This is a genomic window from Undibacterium sp. FW305-107 (assembly GCF_058788535.1).
Genome location: NZ_JBYTAV010000008.1, coordinates 199,291 through 216,493, shown reverse-complemented (window position 1 = coordinate 216,493; position 17,203 = coordinate 199,291). Strand labels below are relative to the sequence as shown.

The following is a 17,203-nucleotide window of genomic DNA, read 5'->3' as shown; positions in this document are numbered from 1 at the left end:
ATTCTTTCGATGCGGTTATTGCTACCGCATCTTTAATTGGTTGGGACAAACAGGGTCGTGCCTACTTCCATATTCGAATCCCAACTGGCGGCAATGACGATGCCTTCCAGATGCCCACCTGAATTCTTGACGCATGCATAAGGCGCAAGGACGCTGCCATATACGCCCACATTGGTGAAGTTCAACAGCTCGGTATCGTACATATTGACCAGCACTTTGCTATGGCGGTTGATGAAGGCAGACATGCTGATCCCAAATTTCACTGTACGCTGCGAATTACTTGCGACATTCAAGATCAGGTATGCATCCTGTTTAACATTTGCCAATGCAAAATCATGAGTACTAATGACGTGATCCGCAGTCAGGTTAAAGACTTCGATATCCCTGTTGCTACCGGTGAGTGTTACCTGGGCATACACTTGATTCACAGTTCCCGTTGCTGGTACCGCGCGTAATTGTTGCGACAGGACTGAAAGATAGGTGCGCTCTGCTTCAAAATCGATAGGCCCAACTTCCTGCTTGCGAAAATCCAGATAGCTTGCGACTTTAGGTGAAGAGCCTTTAGTACCTGAGTAGATCGCAAAACCATTATTGGCGCTTGACCCCAGACTACCGGCGTAGGCAACCAGGTTCCCACCAACGACAAGTGCCGGGCGGGCATCATTGGCATTCATCTTGTTACCTATGCTGCCGCCGGGCGTATTAAGGGCACCCCCCAAGGCAAGCCGCCCTTCAACGTCAGTAACATTGCTGACATTGCCAAAGATGAAGGCTGAATATTGTCCAGCTACTCCCAAATCAATTTGCTGCGCCTGACATACGGCGGCAGAGAATATCAATCCCAGTGCAAGACACAAGCGAGGTGCACTGTGCATCAGCAAACCAACACTGGTGTTGAGAGAATGTTTTAAGTTTAATTTCATGATCATTCAACTATTCTGTTTTTATAGCATCGCGCTTAACGCGCACCTTGCCGTTCAACCACCGCAATCAGGTTGGCCAGCGATTTGCTGACCGGGCCGACACCGGCTTCTATGTTCTTCAACTTCGCCTGTACCGTAATCAGCAAACGCAGGGCTTTGTCCATGCTGTTATTGCCCATTGCGGTATTGACCTGATTGAGCAAGTCTACGATGGCAGTACGTTGTGCAAGCTGTGCTGGCGTTGACAGGCTCAAACCTTGTATCAAAGTGATGGTTTGCGCATTGATCTGGCTGGCGCTTTGTACTTTGATGGCCTGGTCTTGCGACTTGTAAGGCGTAGCATTACCGCCACTGACCATGCTGACTGCCAGGTTGGCGTTGTAGGTACCAGCAGATACCGGAGCCTGCCAGCGTACCGACACCACGGTGTCGGCAGCAGAAGCAGCTGTCAGGTTCCAGGTGGCCGTCACGTCACCACTGCCATTGTTGCCTATGGTGGCTACTGGCGTAGTGGACTTGATCACCGATCCGGCAGGCAGACTTTGCACGATACGCACAGGCTGGCTGGCACCGGCATTGGTAATAGTGCTGGACAGGTTACTGATATCGCCCGGCAACAGCGCATTCAAATCTGCGGCTGCCGGGGTCAGGTAATCCAGACCTTGTTTGATCATGAGCGGCCAGCGGCTTTCGCTGCCTTGCGCCTTCAATGTGTCATTCCAGTCAAAACCGAATGCCAGGGTTTTGCCGTTGCCATAATTGGCGCTGACGATACCTGGGCTGGTGGCCGTGCCTTTCAGCGTTGCCTCGACAGTACCACCAGCAGTTGCCAGTTTGGTCTGGGTAGCGGGCCCGGCCAGGTCAGCACCACTAAATACGCCGCCAGACAGGCTCAGCTGTTGTAGGGCTGTTGCATAAGCACCGTTATTGGTGACGCCCGAACATTGCACCAACTGGGTATTGGTTGCCGTCACCAGACTATCAAGCATGAAACCCTGCCCGCGCTTGATGGCTGCCAGCAGTTCAGATGCTGCCGGTTCTGGCAAGGCACTGGCACCATTGCTGATCCAGTAAGTGCTGTAATTGCCACTACGCAGTTGTGTCAGGAAAGTTGCTGCATCAGTACTGATGGTGTGGCTGACACCCTGATTAGCCAGGACAGTGTCGAATACGCTTGCCCTGCCCGCATCACACTGTGCCAGGGTCGCGGCGTTTTCTGCCGGGAACTTGGTGGCAGCACATTTACCCAGCAATTCATCGGCAGCGCGTTTGCAGGCACTGTAGACGAGCACGTTTTGCCATGGCGTTGCTGCCTGCTTGATGGTCAGGCTGACGGCGGATGAAGTCAACGTAAAGCTGACCTGGCCCAGCGTCAGGGTATTGCTGCCGACTTTTGCGCTTAACACGGCATTGTATTGCGCGCCTGCTGTACCTGCACTGGTCCAGTCAGTATTACCCACAAACACGCCCGTCATTGGCAACGTGGTTTTGTAGGGGAAGCTGGCGATGACTTTTTGTGTGGCGTCAATGATGCTGACGGTCAGCGGCAAATCTGTCAAAGCGGCATTACCTTCATTAGTGACACTGAAAGGGAAACTGATGAGGTTGCCAACTGGCACTTGCGGTGCAGAGGCAGTGATGCTGCCTTTCAAGCCACTGCCTGTGCTGGCGGTGGAAGCTACGGTAAATACACCATTCGCTTGCGAGATGACGGTGCCACCAGTAAGGCTGACCACGACAGAAGTCGTGTATTGACCTGCCGGAGCGGCACTGAGACTAATACTGTAGTTATAGTCTTGCACGGCATTGATTGCCAGGCTCGCCAAGGTTTCAGTTTTAGTGAAACGCGTGCTGCCATCCGGGTTCTTGACTGTGACCACAACCTGCAGATTGTTGGCGGCCTGGTTGGCTGTGATGTTGGTCAGGCGGTCATGCAGTTTGACAATATCGGTCGGTGCATAGCTCGCTTTGTCAGTATCGATGATGGTATTAAGCTTGATTTCTGGTGCGGTCAGAGTGAAGCTAGCTTGTGCCAGGGTCACTGTGTTGGCACCAAAAGCTGCAGTCAAAGTCGCCACATAGCTTGCACCAGTGCTACCAGCGGCTGTCCATGACGTGCTACCACTGTATGTACCACCTATAACTATGGTGCTGGTATACGGGAACTGGGCGACGACTTTTTGACCAACAGGGTCAATAATGTTAACGCTCAGCGCCTGGTTTGTCAGCGCGCTGTTGCCCTGGTTGTTGGCGCTGAAGTTAAGTCCCAATGCACTGCCCACGGCTACCTGTGTAGGATTAACGGTAAGCGTACCAACCAGACCACTGCCATTACTGGAAGAAGCTGTCACCATGAAGACAGAACTGGCTTGCACCGTAGTAGTACCAGAAGTTGCCGTGACCTTGACTGCATATTGCCCCGGCGCTGCACCAGTCAATGGCAGACTATAGGTGTAGTTTTTAGCATTTGCCGCTGACAGTTGTGCCAGGGTTTCGGTTTTGCTGAAGCGCACTGAGCCATCCGGGTTGGTCACTGTAGTGACAACCTGGATATTATCGATCGCCGCATTGCTTTGCGTATTGCTTAGCTGCGGACTAATGCGCACCGTCTCGGAAGGAGTGTATTGTTGCTTGTCCGTCGACGTTGACAACTTAAGTCCAGTTCCGGCGGCTGCAGTAATAGTGAACGGAGTCGATGCACTGGCGATGACCTGGCCTGCAGTATTGATCATTTCTGCGACAACCTTGTAATTACCAGCAAAAGTGTTACCGGTTGCGAAATTCACTCCACTAAATACGCCAGTGCCACCAACTACAATGCTCTGTGGCGATGTGCTACCCAATTCGGCAACCAGAACGTTGTTGGCATCCTTGATCGAGACTTTAACCGTGCCCGTTCCAATCGCGCTACTTAGGTTCTTGACGGTGCTGGTGATCTGAACCATTTCATTGGCTGCATACGACGCCTTGTCTGTTGCTGGCACGATCTGGAAAATGGATGAATAAACGGTGACGTATTGCGGGTCCAGTTCTGTACGCACAAGGTTGCCACTGATGTCATCATACGTCAGGGCTGTTTTATAGCTGACCAGGCGCTTTTCATTTGGTACCGGATTCTTAAAGATGATATCAAAACCCAAATCATCGGTTGCGTCCGCACTAAAGGTGTCAAAACGCCATTCGATGATTTTCTGGTTACCCACATCGGTCACGCTGAATGGAGGCTTGGTAAAAGATGATGTATCAACGTCGATATCAACATTCAACAAGGTTTTCACCACGCGCACGTTGCGCAGTAAAGGATGCGTAGGTGCTACCACAAGCGTGATAGTCGCGGAATAATCGTTAAGGCCGTTGCCACTGCTATTCAAAGAGCCGACTAAGTCAGGGTATTCTGGTGCTACTACGGGACTGCGGTAGTCCATGAAACTAAAGGCGGTCATCGTCACCTTTGCATCTTCGGTTACAAAAGACAATGAGTTGGCACCAGGAATGGGATTTTGATCGAATATGCCAAGACCAGGCTTAACCCATGGCGTCAGCGCAGGAGCCGTGACATTAAATGGGACGGATACAGAAATTCCTGGAATTATACTGGTGTTGAAAAACAGATTCAGTCCAGCAAAAGGTGCCGTCCAATTAAAGCCGCTGCCATCGGAACGGACGAGAAACGTGTAAGTGCCTGCAACGGAAAGGTCAATGCTGGGTGAGGTAGCGAGACCATTGCCTGTATTCAGGAATACATGAGACCCCGTTAGAAAGTAGAGATTGTATACCCCATTGGAGCCAACCGTATCCCAGCCATTGCCGGTATACCCGCCATCTTTGTCAACAGCATAAATTGTGGCGCCAGTCAGATTGAGCGTAGCTGCGGATGCTGTGCCAAACGTACTCAGACACAACGCAAACACAACGGCCAATGAACCGATCCAGCCCATCACGCTACGCGCTTGCTTTGTTTTGATGAACATTGCACATGCCGCGAGTATTCCCATACAAACCCATTGGTAGTTTATTTTTTTCATTTTGATTCAACTCCTTTGAGCAGGATATCGGTGCGTATCCTCTTATTCCCATCTGGCGTTACGACTGATGGTGTAAGTTCCTGACTCATTTCAATGCGTATGCCAGGTGCGACGACAATAGTGCCGCCCATGACAGTGGCCGGTGTCGGGCCATTCGATGTCTGCACCAATATAGGATGAGATCCGCTTTGTGCAAATGTGTAAGATGTACCGGTCAGAACTAGCGATTTGCTGGCATCAGAAGGCAACAAATCTATTTTGCTGGTACCGCCGTAAATGATGTTGCCACCAGGAGTTTGCAACTGGAAGGCCACGTCCGTGCTGACTGGAACGTTGGAACGATTGAATACATCGATGCCAAATTGAATCGACTTGGTCTCGCCGACGTTAGCAAAACGTGGTTTCGGCGATACCGTTACGCTGCCGATCTCTGTTGTGGGATCAATCACGATACTTGCCTGTCTGTCGATATTTTCCAGGCCACCGGCTGTGCCTGTAGAAACAGTTCCCAAGATGGAATAGGCACCAGGCGCATTTGCATTAGTACTCCAGGGTATGGTCAAACTGGTGTCGCCGGGCGGAAAATCAAACTGGCGCACCAAACCACCTTGGGCATTGGTCCAGGTTGCATCCACGTTATCAACTATCTGACCTTGTGCATCAACAATAGCCGCCTTGAAGGTGCCCGAACGAGTTTCGGTACTGGTGTTGCGCACATTGATCTGAATCGCGACCGGTTTATAAGCACCGTAATGGGTCTGGCTGGTAATCAGGTCGCCAATGGAAAGCACGCTGGCTGTTTGCGGTGCCAAAGAGAAATTTTGCACGAGGTCAGATGGTGCGGAGACCTGCAAATTGATCGTTTGGGAGTTATATCCGACAGCACTAGTCCGCACCGAGAAACTGGTACCAGAGATATTATTAATGGAGTAGCTACCGTCCGCCGCCGTTGTTGCGGTATTGGACATACCGACGATCTGTACCGATGCCCCTGCGATTACAGCATTGGACGTATTGACGACTTTCCCTTTGATGCTAGTGCTGGTCTTGACTGGCATCAGGGTAACGGTTCCAGCATCAACGACACTACCAGCAGAAGCAGTAAAGATTTGCGTGACCGAAGTATAACCTGACAGTGAGAAAGTGGCAGTATAACTACCGGGATTCAAGGTTTGATCAAACTGCCCATTTGCGGTTGTCACAGCGTTGCTATTTGCCGCGCCACCAATCTGTATGGCTACACCCGCCAACGGCGTATTTTGTCCAGCGGATACGACCTTACCTGTAAACCGGATGGTGCCTGGAGTGGTTTCGTTATTGGCATATAACACTGGCGCAAACAATACAGTTTGCCCTGCCGCGACCGTACCGCTGGATGAGGCAGTTTTATAACCAGTCAGGCTGGCTGAAATCGCAAAGGCGCCGGGCGATGGCACGATGAATTCATAACGTCCATTAGCGTCGGAAGTCGCGTTCAGCGTTGCCGCCCCTGACAAGGATATGGCCACACCGGGCAATGCCGAGCCATTCGTCGCAGTCACTTGACCGCGAATAATACCGGTACCTGCAAGTTGGGCCAGCTTGACTATGCCTGCATCGCTTATCTGACCCGCGACAGCGCTATAACTGGCATTTTTGGAAGTATAGCCAACACGGGAGTACGTTACTGAGTAATTCCCTGACGCCAAGCCATTAAAGGCAAACCGCCCGGACACATCGGTTGTCGCTACTTGATTTGATGTACCGGACAAGGTTACAGCCGCACCAGGCAAAGGTACATTGGTGGCATTATCAACCAGTTGTCCTTGCAAAACGCCAGCGCTGCCCGGTGATCCAGCTTGTCCAGAGAGCACGCGCAATACCAGGGCCGTCAGGAAAGGATCGGCACTCCAGCTGCCATCTGCCCCCTGCTTCGATACCAGAAAATTACGCCCATTAGTGCGTACCGCAGCATCCGTTGTCACCGGCACAATACCGGCCATAACAAGCGCAGTGAGGTAGGTATTGCCTGACCAGCTGCCGTCGGCAGCTTGCTGTTGTTGCAACCAGGACGCCAGCGCCCTGACAATAGCGGTGTTACTACCATCCGACACAGTTTGCAATGCAAGCAAAATAATAGCGCTGCTGTATTTGCGATTCCAGTCATTTGGCCCAGATGCACCACCATCGGATGCGAGCTGGGTGACGAGATAGGCGCGTGCACGATTAGCGGCGTCATTCACCCCACCGTTAGTTTGCGCTAATGCCAATACTGCCCATGCTGTATCAACGACATTACTGGAGTAATACGATGCACCGCCAAAGCCGCCCTCCACGCCTTGACGTGTGAGCAGCAGATCCAGTAAATTCGCCGGATCCTGGCCATTGGCCCTCAATGAAATAATCTTGCGTGCGAGGTATTCGGTATTGTTTTCGGTGTCTGCGGCAATACTTGATACCAAGCTAGTCGGCAACGTCGCCAACAGTTTCAATGTTTGCGCGGCTTCTGAGCGCGCCTGCAAGGGAGTTGCAATGGATTGCGCCTCACCACTGAGTTTGCCGTCGGCTTGTACCTGCGCATTGAGCCATTGCAGGCCATTGGCCATTTGTGCTGTAGTTTGCGCATGAGCCCTATTTACCAATAAGGCCAACAAAAAAAGAACGCCAACCAACAAGTTTCGCGCAAAAGTACCAACATTTTGAAGCACAGCAGACCCCTGAAATAAACGCACTGAGCCGAACCTCAGTAGTAAATTTGAGAGATCGCAGATAGACGTTAAAAATTTGAACCCGGATAGTAACTATTGTTACAATTTGTGGCAAGTACTAAATTCCCCATAACTGGTATCACTACTAGTGATATCTGAAGAATACTCAGGAAGATGCACAAAAAATAATTTTTCTATAGCAATATTAATTAAAAGCAGCATTTTAAATTTCTGCTTTTTTTATAAAGTGGTATTACTGCTACTTAAACAACAATGGTGCCACACCACGCATTTTCAGTTACATTTAAAGTACTTTAAATACCCATTCCTGGTAGCTTTTTTTATTTTCGAAACCCCTCAATGAGGCCGGAAACTGGGCGATCTTGATCGGCGCACGTTCTGATTTACTGTGGATACCGATAATGCCTTTTCCATCAGGCGACAACAGCAAACCCCAATCCGCCTGCAAAGTGACTGGATCAAGATAAAGCTGGCGTACATGGTGGCGTGGCATGGGATAACGCGGGTCGCGCAGCAAGTCATTGAGTGATGCAGGAGCCCTCAGCCCGCCAGGTGGCGTGGCATTGGCGTAACTCAGCAAGGCTTGCTGGAATTGTTGTCCGATGAAAAGCAAGTCTTCTTCTGCTGCCCGCCTTTGCATCAGGCTATGAACTTGCATGGTGGCCAATGCGGCAATCGATAACAAGGCCAGGCTCAATAGCAGACCAAGATAAGCCATGCCGCCTTGATGGAATGCTGACTTGCTCCGCCGGAGCTTGACTTTGGTATTTTTCTGCATGCGCTCATTCAAAGGGAACGATAAGCCGTACCGTCAGCACGCTGGCCTTGCGCGCCACTTTGTATGTTGTAGACCTGCCCTTGAGCACCATCCACCGGCGCAATAATTTGCCAGCTCGTCGTGCTTTCTGTGATGGGGTCTATGGGTAAATCTTTCAGGTACTTACGCTCAACAAGTTCCTCCAGGTTTTCTGGATAGCGGCCAGTGTCTGCGTAAAATTTATCAATGCTTTCCCTCGTTGTGCGCAGATTTTCTACCAGCACGGCTTCTTTGCCTTTATCCAGACTCTGATAATAACGGGGCAATGTCAAAGTGCTTAGCAAGGCGACAATCGCGAGCACGACCAGCAGTTCTATCAATGTAAAACCACTGCTTCGCTTATATTGCACAGATAAATTCATTTGTGTTCGCATGTCTTCACCATTGCCTGTAGGCGATGCCGTTCAAGCCTTGTTGTGAGTTGGTTGAATAAACGTCATACACATCGTCACCCTCTTGTGGATCATTCGCCTCACTGGCATAACTGCGCTTGCCCCAACTGGCAGCGGCATCCAGATTAAGATTAGCTTGCAAAGGGTCGCGCGGCAAACGGCGCAGGAAATATATTTTCCTGTGACCGGGATCGCGCTGATCAACAACACCTTCTACCAGCATATCCAGATTTGCCGGGTAGCCAGTTGAATTGAAATTTTTGAGAATGCGCCCTTCATCACTCAGGCGTTTGTACTGGTCTATTGCTGTACGTATTTCACGCAGAGCCAGCTTCAATTCTTTCTCTTTGCCACGCTGTACAGCTATCTGCGCAACGGGCATGGCAATGCTTGCCAGCAGGCCTAAAATTGCCAGGGTAATCAGCAATTCTATTAAAGTGAAGCCATTTGCGGTTGCACGTTTCATGTCGTTTGTACTTATTTATGCTCTTTTTATGCCTTTAACTGTCAGGGCAGAATTTCAACATTAAAAGGCAGCAAGGCCTGGGCCTGCAAATTACGCCCCGCCACACCAACTGGCGTAACAGACAGTATTTTGAGTGGCGTTGATTCTGCCGCCGCCATGGCGCGGAAGTTGATGGTCATCAGACTACCCGGGCTGCTGGCACCGCCAGAAGTGCGTGTGTTACTGACAGTCACTTGCCCTTTGGGATCTATCGAAGCATTAAAATTGGTGGGTGCCCCGCCCTGTTTCAGGAAGATGCCTTCGTTCACATTCACCACTTGCAAGACATTGGGATCAAAACCCAGAATGAGCGGCACGCTGGTAACGAGCTGATCTGATTGCATGATCAACTGCAATGAAAATACATCGCCAATTTTTACGCTACGCGGCCCCTGCCATTCCATTTGCGGCATACCTACATTGGCAATGCCACCTGTGCCCGCTATACCACCATTGATGCCACCCACGCCACCATTGATACTACCAGCACCGTTTGCATTGTTATTGCCCCCACCAAGGCCATTAGCCGGATTGGCATCAGTTTTTACAGTGCTCTTTGCTGCGTCATATGAAGTGCTGCCAGGAACCGCGTTTGATGCGGGCGTAGTGTCGGACATTTCTGGCCTGATCCTGAAGCTGCTATCGGTACCTGACTGGAATTCGGCATTGCGCAATTCTGGTTGTTGAATGTTGCGTATCAGATGCGGTGTAATCGAGAGTACGATTTCAGTTTTCTGACTATCATCAAGCTGACTGCCAAACAAGCGGCCAACAACTGGCATTTCACCAAGGCCTGGCACTTTGGTGCCTGAATTGCGTTCTTCATCATTGATCAGGCCTGCCAATATTTGTGTCTCACCATTCTTCAGGCGCAGGACTGTGCTGGCTGTCCTGGTGCCTATTTGATAGGCGACCGAGCCAGATTGTGTCTTTAACTGATTAGTCAGGCTGCTCACTTCGAGCGCTATCTTGATGCCAACGTCATTATCGAGATAAATGGTTGGTTCGACTTCAAGCTTCAAGCCCACTTCAATGTAGTTGATATTTTCAGAAACAAAACCAGTGGACGTGGCAGTGGTGGTGATATTAGGTACACGCTCACCTATCAGTATTTTGGCTTTTTCACGGTTTTTGGCACGTATGCGCGGGTTGGCCAAAAGATTGGCATCACCCACTTCACGCCTGGCCTTGACGGACACTGGCCCAAGAGTAGCACTGATGGTGGACGGATTGAGATTGGTTTTCAAATCACGCAAGGTCAATGCACCGCCAGCTGCCGATGATATAGGCGCAAGGCTGAGTGAACTTGGCCATTGCATGCCCAGTTCCAGCAGGCGGGTGCGTTTTATTTCCAGTATTTCAACCTCAAGCATCACTTCTGGTTCAGGCAAGTCTTGCAGGGCGATGATTTTTTCCGCCAATTTGATGGCATCAGGGCTATCCCTGAGGATGAGCATATTGAGTTTTTCATCGACAACGATGTCACGTGTCTTGACCAGTGTTTTGAGTGAGTTCGATACGTTTTTGGCTTCTGCATTAGTCAGGTAGAAACTTTTGACGACCATCTCCTGATATTCTTTTTGTTTGGCTGCAGTATTGGGATAGATCAGGATAGTGTTTCCATCCAAAACCTGCTTCTCCAGTTGATTGGTCAGCAATGTGAAATGGATGGCTGATTCTATCGTGCTGTTCTTCAAGAACAATGAAGTACGCTGATCAGTTTTGACATCACGGTCAAATAAAAAGTTAATGCCCGACGTGCGGGAAATCACTTCAAAAACTTGCTTGACCGGCGCGTCACGGAATTCAATATTGATGGTTTTTCTGTAAGCTGCGTTTAACCTTGTTTCTTGCGGTGCCTGCACGACAGACTCGGCGACCATCCTGGCCAATTTATTGGCTGCTACACTACCAGGGTTTTCTGCCAGCACTTTTTTAGTCAGGGCTTGAGTACGGCTGTATTCTTTCTTATCAAACGAAGCCTGCGCCTCGGCGATCAATACCGCATGTTGATCAAGTTGCTCCAGCTTGAATAGCCCCGCCCTAGCCTGTTCATTTGCCGGATCGATATTCAAAATTCTTTGAAAATGAGTTCTTGCGGCAGCCAACTTTTCCAGCTTGACTGACTGGTCTGCCTGCTCTTGCAAACTATAGATGATTTGTTCACGCGTTTTCAGGTAAGCCTTGCGATATTCAAGCTGGCCCGGTGCCTCTGCCATGGCGAACTTGAATTTCTCCAGACCGTCTTCAAGCTTGTCCTGTGCGATGAGGTCTTTGCCGTCACGATAGGCCATCTGTGCAGCACAGCCAAACAGCGAGATGCACACAGCCACCAGGGTAAGCAGTCGACGACACGGCAAGTGTTGAAATGATTTCATAAGTACTCAATTAGTTAATCTGCACTACCGATTTGCAAAGTCTGTACCTGATTCAAGGGCAGGTAGGTGATGCTCATCATGGTGGGTTTGATGGCATCAACACGGTAGATATTTTCGATAATAGTTTTTTCCTGGACGATAAAAGTCCGGTCACCACTGGACAGGTAAACTTCCATCTGGCCATCATCTGTCTTTTTACCCAGATAGCGAAATGGTAAAGGCGGTGCAGTTGGAGGCGGTGGCGGCGGTGGTTTCGCTGCAGGTGGCGGTGGCGGCGTCCAGTTTTGCGTACCAAAGAAGCTTTCATTACCCTTGTAGTCACCAGCGATTAATTGCTTTCTGTCGACAATAGTAGCAATTTCCTGCACCTGATTCGCGCTTGGCATCTTTGCTTTGGCATCCACTACTTTTGTAGCAGTAGGGCTTGTCTGTACCACCTGCCCCCTCTTTGCAGGTGTTACGGCTTCAACAATGTCGCTGTCAGGTGTTTTGTCTGCATAAAAGGCTACCCATACAGCCACGAGCAAGCCGCCGCCCAGTAAAATTTTGCGCAGGTTCATTCAAAACCCCTGCCAGGCAATGTCGTGTTTGTACCAACATATAAGGTGAACACCATTTTCGATTCGATCACAGGGCCATTGATGGCTTCACGCTTGAATGAAGTTTCATCCAGCGATGCAAATGGGATGGTCAGCAAAACCTGCTCTGCAAATTTGCGGATTTGCAAATAACTCCCCTTCACGGGCAATTGCACTTTGTAGGTGAAAAATCTGCCTGCACTGTTTTCTGCCAGCTGATACTCACCAGCTTTCAGGCTGACGCCTGCTTCATTGGCTAAATACAGTATGGTTTTCACTTGCTGTTCTACGTGTTTCTTTTCACCCAGCAATTCATAAAATGCATTCAGACGCTGCAAATTATCGTCCAGTACTGGCGTTTGTTTGGCCATGCTCAATTGCTGGCGTTTTATCTGCAGATCAGCTTGCTGTTCTTCCATCCTGTAAATCTGCTTTTGCATATAGGGCACGCCGCGCCACCAAGCCGTGCCAACTGCAAGCAGCAAGCACAGCAACAGTAATTTGAACCAGCCAAATGTGTGCCCTGACAACGCAATGGCGAGCCGGATTTGCCTTGGCAAGTTTGAAGCATTTCTTGCTTGGGACGTTGTCATTGCCTGACTCCGTCGCGCCATTGCACGTCAAATTGAAACCTGTATGGCTTATTCGGGTCTTGCTCATTGATTTCGTGTTTTTCAAGAATCACGGTGGTAAACAATTTTTGCTGTTTCAAGGTTTCGATATAAGCAATCATGTCGTCGCTGTTCTTTGTCTCTGCCACTGCTTTAAGACTGGCCTTTTGACTGTTCGGCGTTACCTGCAATAGGGCTACTTTGTCAGAACTGGCTTTTTCCAGGGCATCAAGCAAGTCTGTCCATGGCAGATTGAGTTTGGCAATTGCCTGATTGACCGCAATCACTTGTTCTTGCGGTAGCTTGAGTGGCGGCGTCTTCAATTGCTTCTTTTCAATTTTCTCTATGTCAGCCTGCAAGCTCTGCATTTTTTCTGCAGCATGCATACGATCTTGAAACAATTGATTACCACGCCAGACCAAACCACCCAGCAAAACCAGAACGAGCACAGTCAGCAACAGTACCGGGAATGAGGTGTAATGCAAACGTTTCGCGATTGAATCCGGGGCGAACTCTATCCGTATCGATGTCATGAAACTGCTCCCGCTCTGTTCTTCGGCAAAACCCTGACATCAGCACTACTGTCTGCTAGATCTTTTTTTGCGAGCTGATACTGGTCAGTCTGGCGCAACACGCTATATTGCCAGGTAGTTGGAATACGACCTGCAAGCAACAATTGTGCAGGTGGATTCAATTGATGCAGCATTGCTTCTCTTTGCAATTGGGTACGCAACCATGCATCGTCGCTGGCATCATGCAACAATATGGTTTTGACCATGCGCAAAGATCCGTCCTGAAATGCGGCCAGCGTCATCGCATGCTTTTCAACAGATACAAACCAGGTGTCGGTTGAAAATCTTTGCTTGCATTGGTTCCACATCCATACAAAGCGAGGTTGCAAGCTCAATATCCGCTGAGCCGATTTTTCACTCGCACCACTGATTTTTGCCAAAAGCGTCTTGGGAATGGCACAGACCAATGACGGTTTATTGCTTTGCCAGTCAGCACTGATGAGCCAGTCATCGCTGGTCACATTAAACAAAGTTTCCAGCCGCATCCGGGCTGCAGCGTGCAAATCCTTTACAGACTGCGCATGTGCGGGTGGCGCCAGCACAAAAAATTTGACCAGCACGTTGTCAAGTATTATTTCCAGTAAACCTTTTCTGTCTAGGTAATTGGCGAATGCCGACTCCCATTGCAGGCCAAAATCACTGACATCCTGCTCTATATCCAGCGGAAACGAGAGTGCAGCTTCAAGTTCCGGCGAGCGACGCAATTTTGCAGCTTGTCGGCTGATATGAATCTGCCCGACTTTGATATCGACCAATAAGGAAGAACAAAAGAATTTAAGCATGGAGCGTAATCCTTTTAATTTCTTCCAGCGTCGTATCGCCGCGCTTGACCATTGCCAACGCTGCTTCACGCAAGGTAGTAGTACCGTTGCGACGCGCAGCGTCCTTGATTTGCCTGATAGGACGTTTTTCGATAATCATTTCACGAATTTCATCCGTTAAAGTGAGTATCTCGGCAATGGCACGCCTGCCTTTATAGCCGGTTCCACGGCAATCGCCACAGCCCCGCCCTTGCCGGAAGTGGAAATCATGAACGTCTTCCGCAGTCAGGTTGACCCGCTTCAACATATGCTCATCAACACTGATTTCAGTCGAACAGTGCGGGCAATTGATGCGTACCAGACGCTGCGCCCAGATGCCATTCAATGCAGAGACAAAAGCATAAGGATCGATACCCATATGAGCAAAGCGGCCAAATACATCGAATACATTATTGGCATGCACGGTGGTAAGCACCAGATGGCCCGTCAATGCTGACTGCACGGCTATTTCTGCTGTTTCCTGATCACGGATTTCACCCACCATAATCTTGTCGGGATCATGACGCAAGATGGAACGCAAACCCTTGGCAAAGGTAAGCCCTTTTTTCTCATTGACAGGGATTTGCAATATGCCGGGCAATTGATATTCAACCGGATCTTCAATGGTAATGATCTTTTCGCGTCCGCTATTGATTTCTGACAGAGCCGCATACAGCGTGGTTGTTTTGCCTGAACCAGTCGGTCCTGTTACCAGTAGCATGCCATACGGCTCTTCTGTCAACATGCGCAGGGTAACCAGCGACGCCTCATCAAAACCCAATGCCTCAAGACTGAGTGCACCATAAGCCTCCACCATTGCACGCTTGTCGAGGATACGGATAACCGCATCTTCACCATGTATGCTGGGCATGATGGAGAGTCGCAAATCGATTTCCCTGTCATTAACCTCAATGCAGAAACTGCCATCTTGCGGCACGCGACGCTCTGAAATATCAAGTTCAGCCAATACCTTAAGGCGGGAAATTACCTGTTCCGCATCGGCAATACCGGTTGTCGAAGTGATGTGATCGAGTACACCATCAATGCGATACTTGACGCTCAAACCCTGTGCCGTGCTTTCCAGATGGATATCTGAAGCGCCAGCCTTTAAAGCATCATACAAGGTGGTATTGACCAGCTTGACTGCGGGACTGGCTGCTTCTGAAACAGATTCAAATGACAGCCTGGTGGCAGCCTTGCTCTCGCGTTTACTCGCTGCATCAAGAGAACCTGTATTTGCCAGGCTATCAGTTGTTCGTGCTGACTCTTCATGACGTGACAAATATGCCTGTATGTCGGTATTCAATGCCAGCCGGAACTGTATGGGAGATTTGGCGATAGAGCCAAGCCAGATCTGGACGTCGGGATCGAAAGGATCAGATATGACTGCAAACAAACAGTTTTGCGCGTCACGCAGTATCAGGCTTTGTTTTTGCATGGCACGGTTCAGTGGCAGCAAATCAAAAGCCGGTACGTGCGCCTGCAATTCCATCGTTTCCATCACGGGCATGTCGCAATAGTGACCCAGCGTCTGCAGTAACTTCCTGGCTTCAACTTGCGTCAGGTTCTGCAGGGCAAGCCACATACTGACGTGATGTTGATTGGCATAGTCCCTGGCTTGTTGGAGCAATTCTGGTGTAACCAGTACGCTAGTCATATTATCGAAAGCACTATTCATGAAAGACCGTCCGCCAAATCAAATATAGGCATATACAAAAGCACCACGATAGTGCCAACAATCAGGCCAATGACTGCCATCAGAATTGGTTCAAAACTACGAATGAAACGGTCTATCCAGCGCGTGATTTCGCCTTCATAAAAATTTGCCGATTGCGTCAGCATCTTCCCTAATTCACCAGTGCGTTCGCCCACTCTTAACAGCCGCTGCGAAATTGGTGTAGTCAGTTCATAACGTTCAAAAGCTTCAGACAACATGACACCAGATTCAATCGAAGTGGTCGCCTGATGTAGAGCCATCTGCATATTTGCGCCGACCATACTGGCAGCTGTATTCAAGGCAGCAACGATGGGAATACCACCATCCAATAACATACCCAGGGTCATATACAGCCGGGATAAAGAATAAATACGAATAGATTCACTAAACCCCGGGAATTTGGCGACCAGACCCAAAGCACCGTTTTTTTGCCACACGCCTTTGATGAAGATACCTAGTGACAAAATGCCTGCCAGACAAACCAGAGTAAATACAGAACCGTGTTCTGTCACAAAAGCCCCCCAATTCAGCAACAGTTGGGACGACCATGGCAGTGAACGCCCGGTACCTCGATAGACTTCAGCAAAACGCGGCACGACATACACCAGCAAAAAGAAGGTAACGGCGCCACCAACCAAAAACAGGATGGCAGGATAAATGAGAGAACTGATAATTTTATTGCGGACAACATCAATGCGCTGCTGATACTCAACAAATCGCGCCAATGAGGGGGACAGGCTGCTGGTACTTTCTGACGCTTGCACAATACCGACAAATAAACTTGGGAAATATTCTTCTTGCTCAGCCAATACCCGGGAAAAGCGCTTCCCTTCCTGCAAACCAGTCAGGACGGTAGACAATACAGCACGAATTTCCTGACTTTGTTCTTTTTCGAGCAAGGCTTCCAGTGCTTCGACTATAGTCAGGCCCGCATTGAGCAAAGCCAGCAATTCCTGGCTAAACAGGAGCAGAGAAAATTTACCAGGACTTACCCCGGAGCGACCAGATTTCAATATTGAAAGGGAACCGGTTTGCTGCAATGACGAGATCACCCAGCCACGGCCCTTTATCACCAGACGTACGTCGGCTTCAGTGCGCGCCTCAACGATTTCCTCAACGATTTGCTGATCAGGTGTCAGTGCCCTTATTTTGAAGCGCATAGTTTAATTTAAAAAGT

Annotated in this window: 13 protein-coding genes; all 13 read right to left on the bottom strand. The window is 49.6% G+C overall.

Annotation, left to right across the window (positions count from 1 at the left end; translation table 11 throughout):
- Positions 1–32 precede the first annotated feature (32 nt).
- Positions 33–923: a choice-of-anchor A family protein gene (locus tag AC3WQT_RS18945; RefSeq protein ID WP_492706021.1), complete on the bottom strand. Its 891-nt coding sequence runs from the start codon at positions 921–923 to the stop codon at positions 33–35.
- A gap of 35 nt (positions 924–958) precedes the next feature.
- A complete protein-coding gene (locus tag AC3WQT_RS18940) occupies positions 959–4,894 on the bottom strand; it encodes a beta strand repeat-containing protein (RefSeq protein ID WP_492706019.1) in 3,936 nt (1,311 codons plus the stop codon).
- A 50-nt stretch (positions 4,895–4,944) separates the two neighbouring features.
- Entirely contained in the window at positions 4,945–7,533 is a 2,589-nt protein-coding gene (locus tag AC3WQT_RS18935; protein WP_492706018.1) for a carboxypeptidase regulatory-like domain-containing protein, read from the bottom strand.
- A 406-nt stretch (positions 7,534–7,939) separates the two neighbouring features.
- Positions 7,940–8,434, bottom strand: coding sequence for a type II secretion system protein (locus AC3WQT_RS18930; protein WP_492706016.1), 495 nt, complete (start codon positions 8,432–8,434; stop codon positions 7,940–7,942).
- A gap of 8 nt (positions 8,435–8,442) precedes the next feature.
- Positions 8,443–8,847, bottom strand: a complete 405-nt coding sequence (locus AC3WQT_RS18925; RefSeq protein ID WP_492706014.1) for a type II secretion system protein — start codon at positions 8,845–8,847, stop codon at positions 8,443–8,445.
- A gap of 4 nt (positions 8,848–8,851) precedes the next feature.
- Positions 8,852–9,331 carry a type II secretion system protein gene (locus AC3WQT_RS18920; protein WP_492706012.1) on the bottom strand — a complete coding sequence of 160 codons (480 nt, stop codon included), beginning with the start codon at positions 9,329–9,331 and terminating at the stop codon, positions 8,852–8,854.
- A 41-nt stretch (positions 9,332–9,372) separates the two neighbouring features.
- Positions 9,373–11,748 carry a secretin GspD/PilQ domain-containing protein gene (locus AC3WQT_RS18915; RefSeq protein WP_492706010.1) on the bottom strand — a complete coding sequence of 792 codons (2,376 nt, stop codon included), beginning with the start codon at positions 11,746–11,748 and terminating at the stop codon, positions 9,373–9,375.
- A 14-nt stretch (positions 11,749–11,762) separates the two neighbouring features.
- Positions 11,763–12,308, bottom strand: coding sequence for a hypothetical protein (locus tag AC3WQT_RS18910; RefSeq protein ID WP_492706008.1), 546 nt, complete (start codon positions 12,306–12,308; stop codon positions 11,763–11,765).
- A complete protein-coding gene (locus AC3WQT_RS18905; protein WP_492706006.1) occupies positions 12,305–12,919 on the bottom strand; it encodes a hypothetical protein in 615 nt (204 codons plus the stop codon). Before AC3WQT_RS18905 ends, AC3WQT_RS18910 begins: the two co-directional genes overlap by 4 nt.
- The gene (locus tag AC3WQT_RS18900) at positions 12,916–13,470 is read right to left on the bottom strand and encodes a PilN domain-containing protein (RefSeq protein ID WP_492706004.1); all 555 of its coding nucleotides are present in this window, start codon (positions 13,468–13,470) and stop codon (positions 12,916–12,918) included. Before AC3WQT_RS18900 ends, AC3WQT_RS18905 begins: the two co-directional genes overlap by 4 nt.
- Entirely contained in the window at positions 13,467–14,291 is an 825-nt protein-coding gene (locus tag AC3WQT_RS18895) for a hypothetical protein (RefSeq protein WP_492706002.1), read from the bottom strand. Before AC3WQT_RS18895 ends, AC3WQT_RS18900 begins: the two co-directional genes overlap by 4 nt.
- Positions 14,284–15,987, bottom strand: coding sequence for a GspE/PulE family protein (locus AC3WQT_RS18890; RefSeq protein ID WP_492706001.1), 1,704 nt, complete (start codon positions 15,985–15,987; stop codon positions 14,284–14,286). The genes AC3WQT_RS18895 and AC3WQT_RS18890 overlap by 8 nt, the downstream gene beginning before the upstream one ends.
- Entirely contained in the window at positions 15,984–17,186 is a 1,203-nt protein-coding gene (locus AC3WQT_RS18885) for a type II secretion system F family protein (protein ID WP_492705999.1), read from the bottom strand. The genes AC3WQT_RS18890 and AC3WQT_RS18885 overlap by 4 nt, the downstream gene beginning before the upstream one ends.
- Positions 17,187–17,203 lie beyond the last annotated feature (17 nt).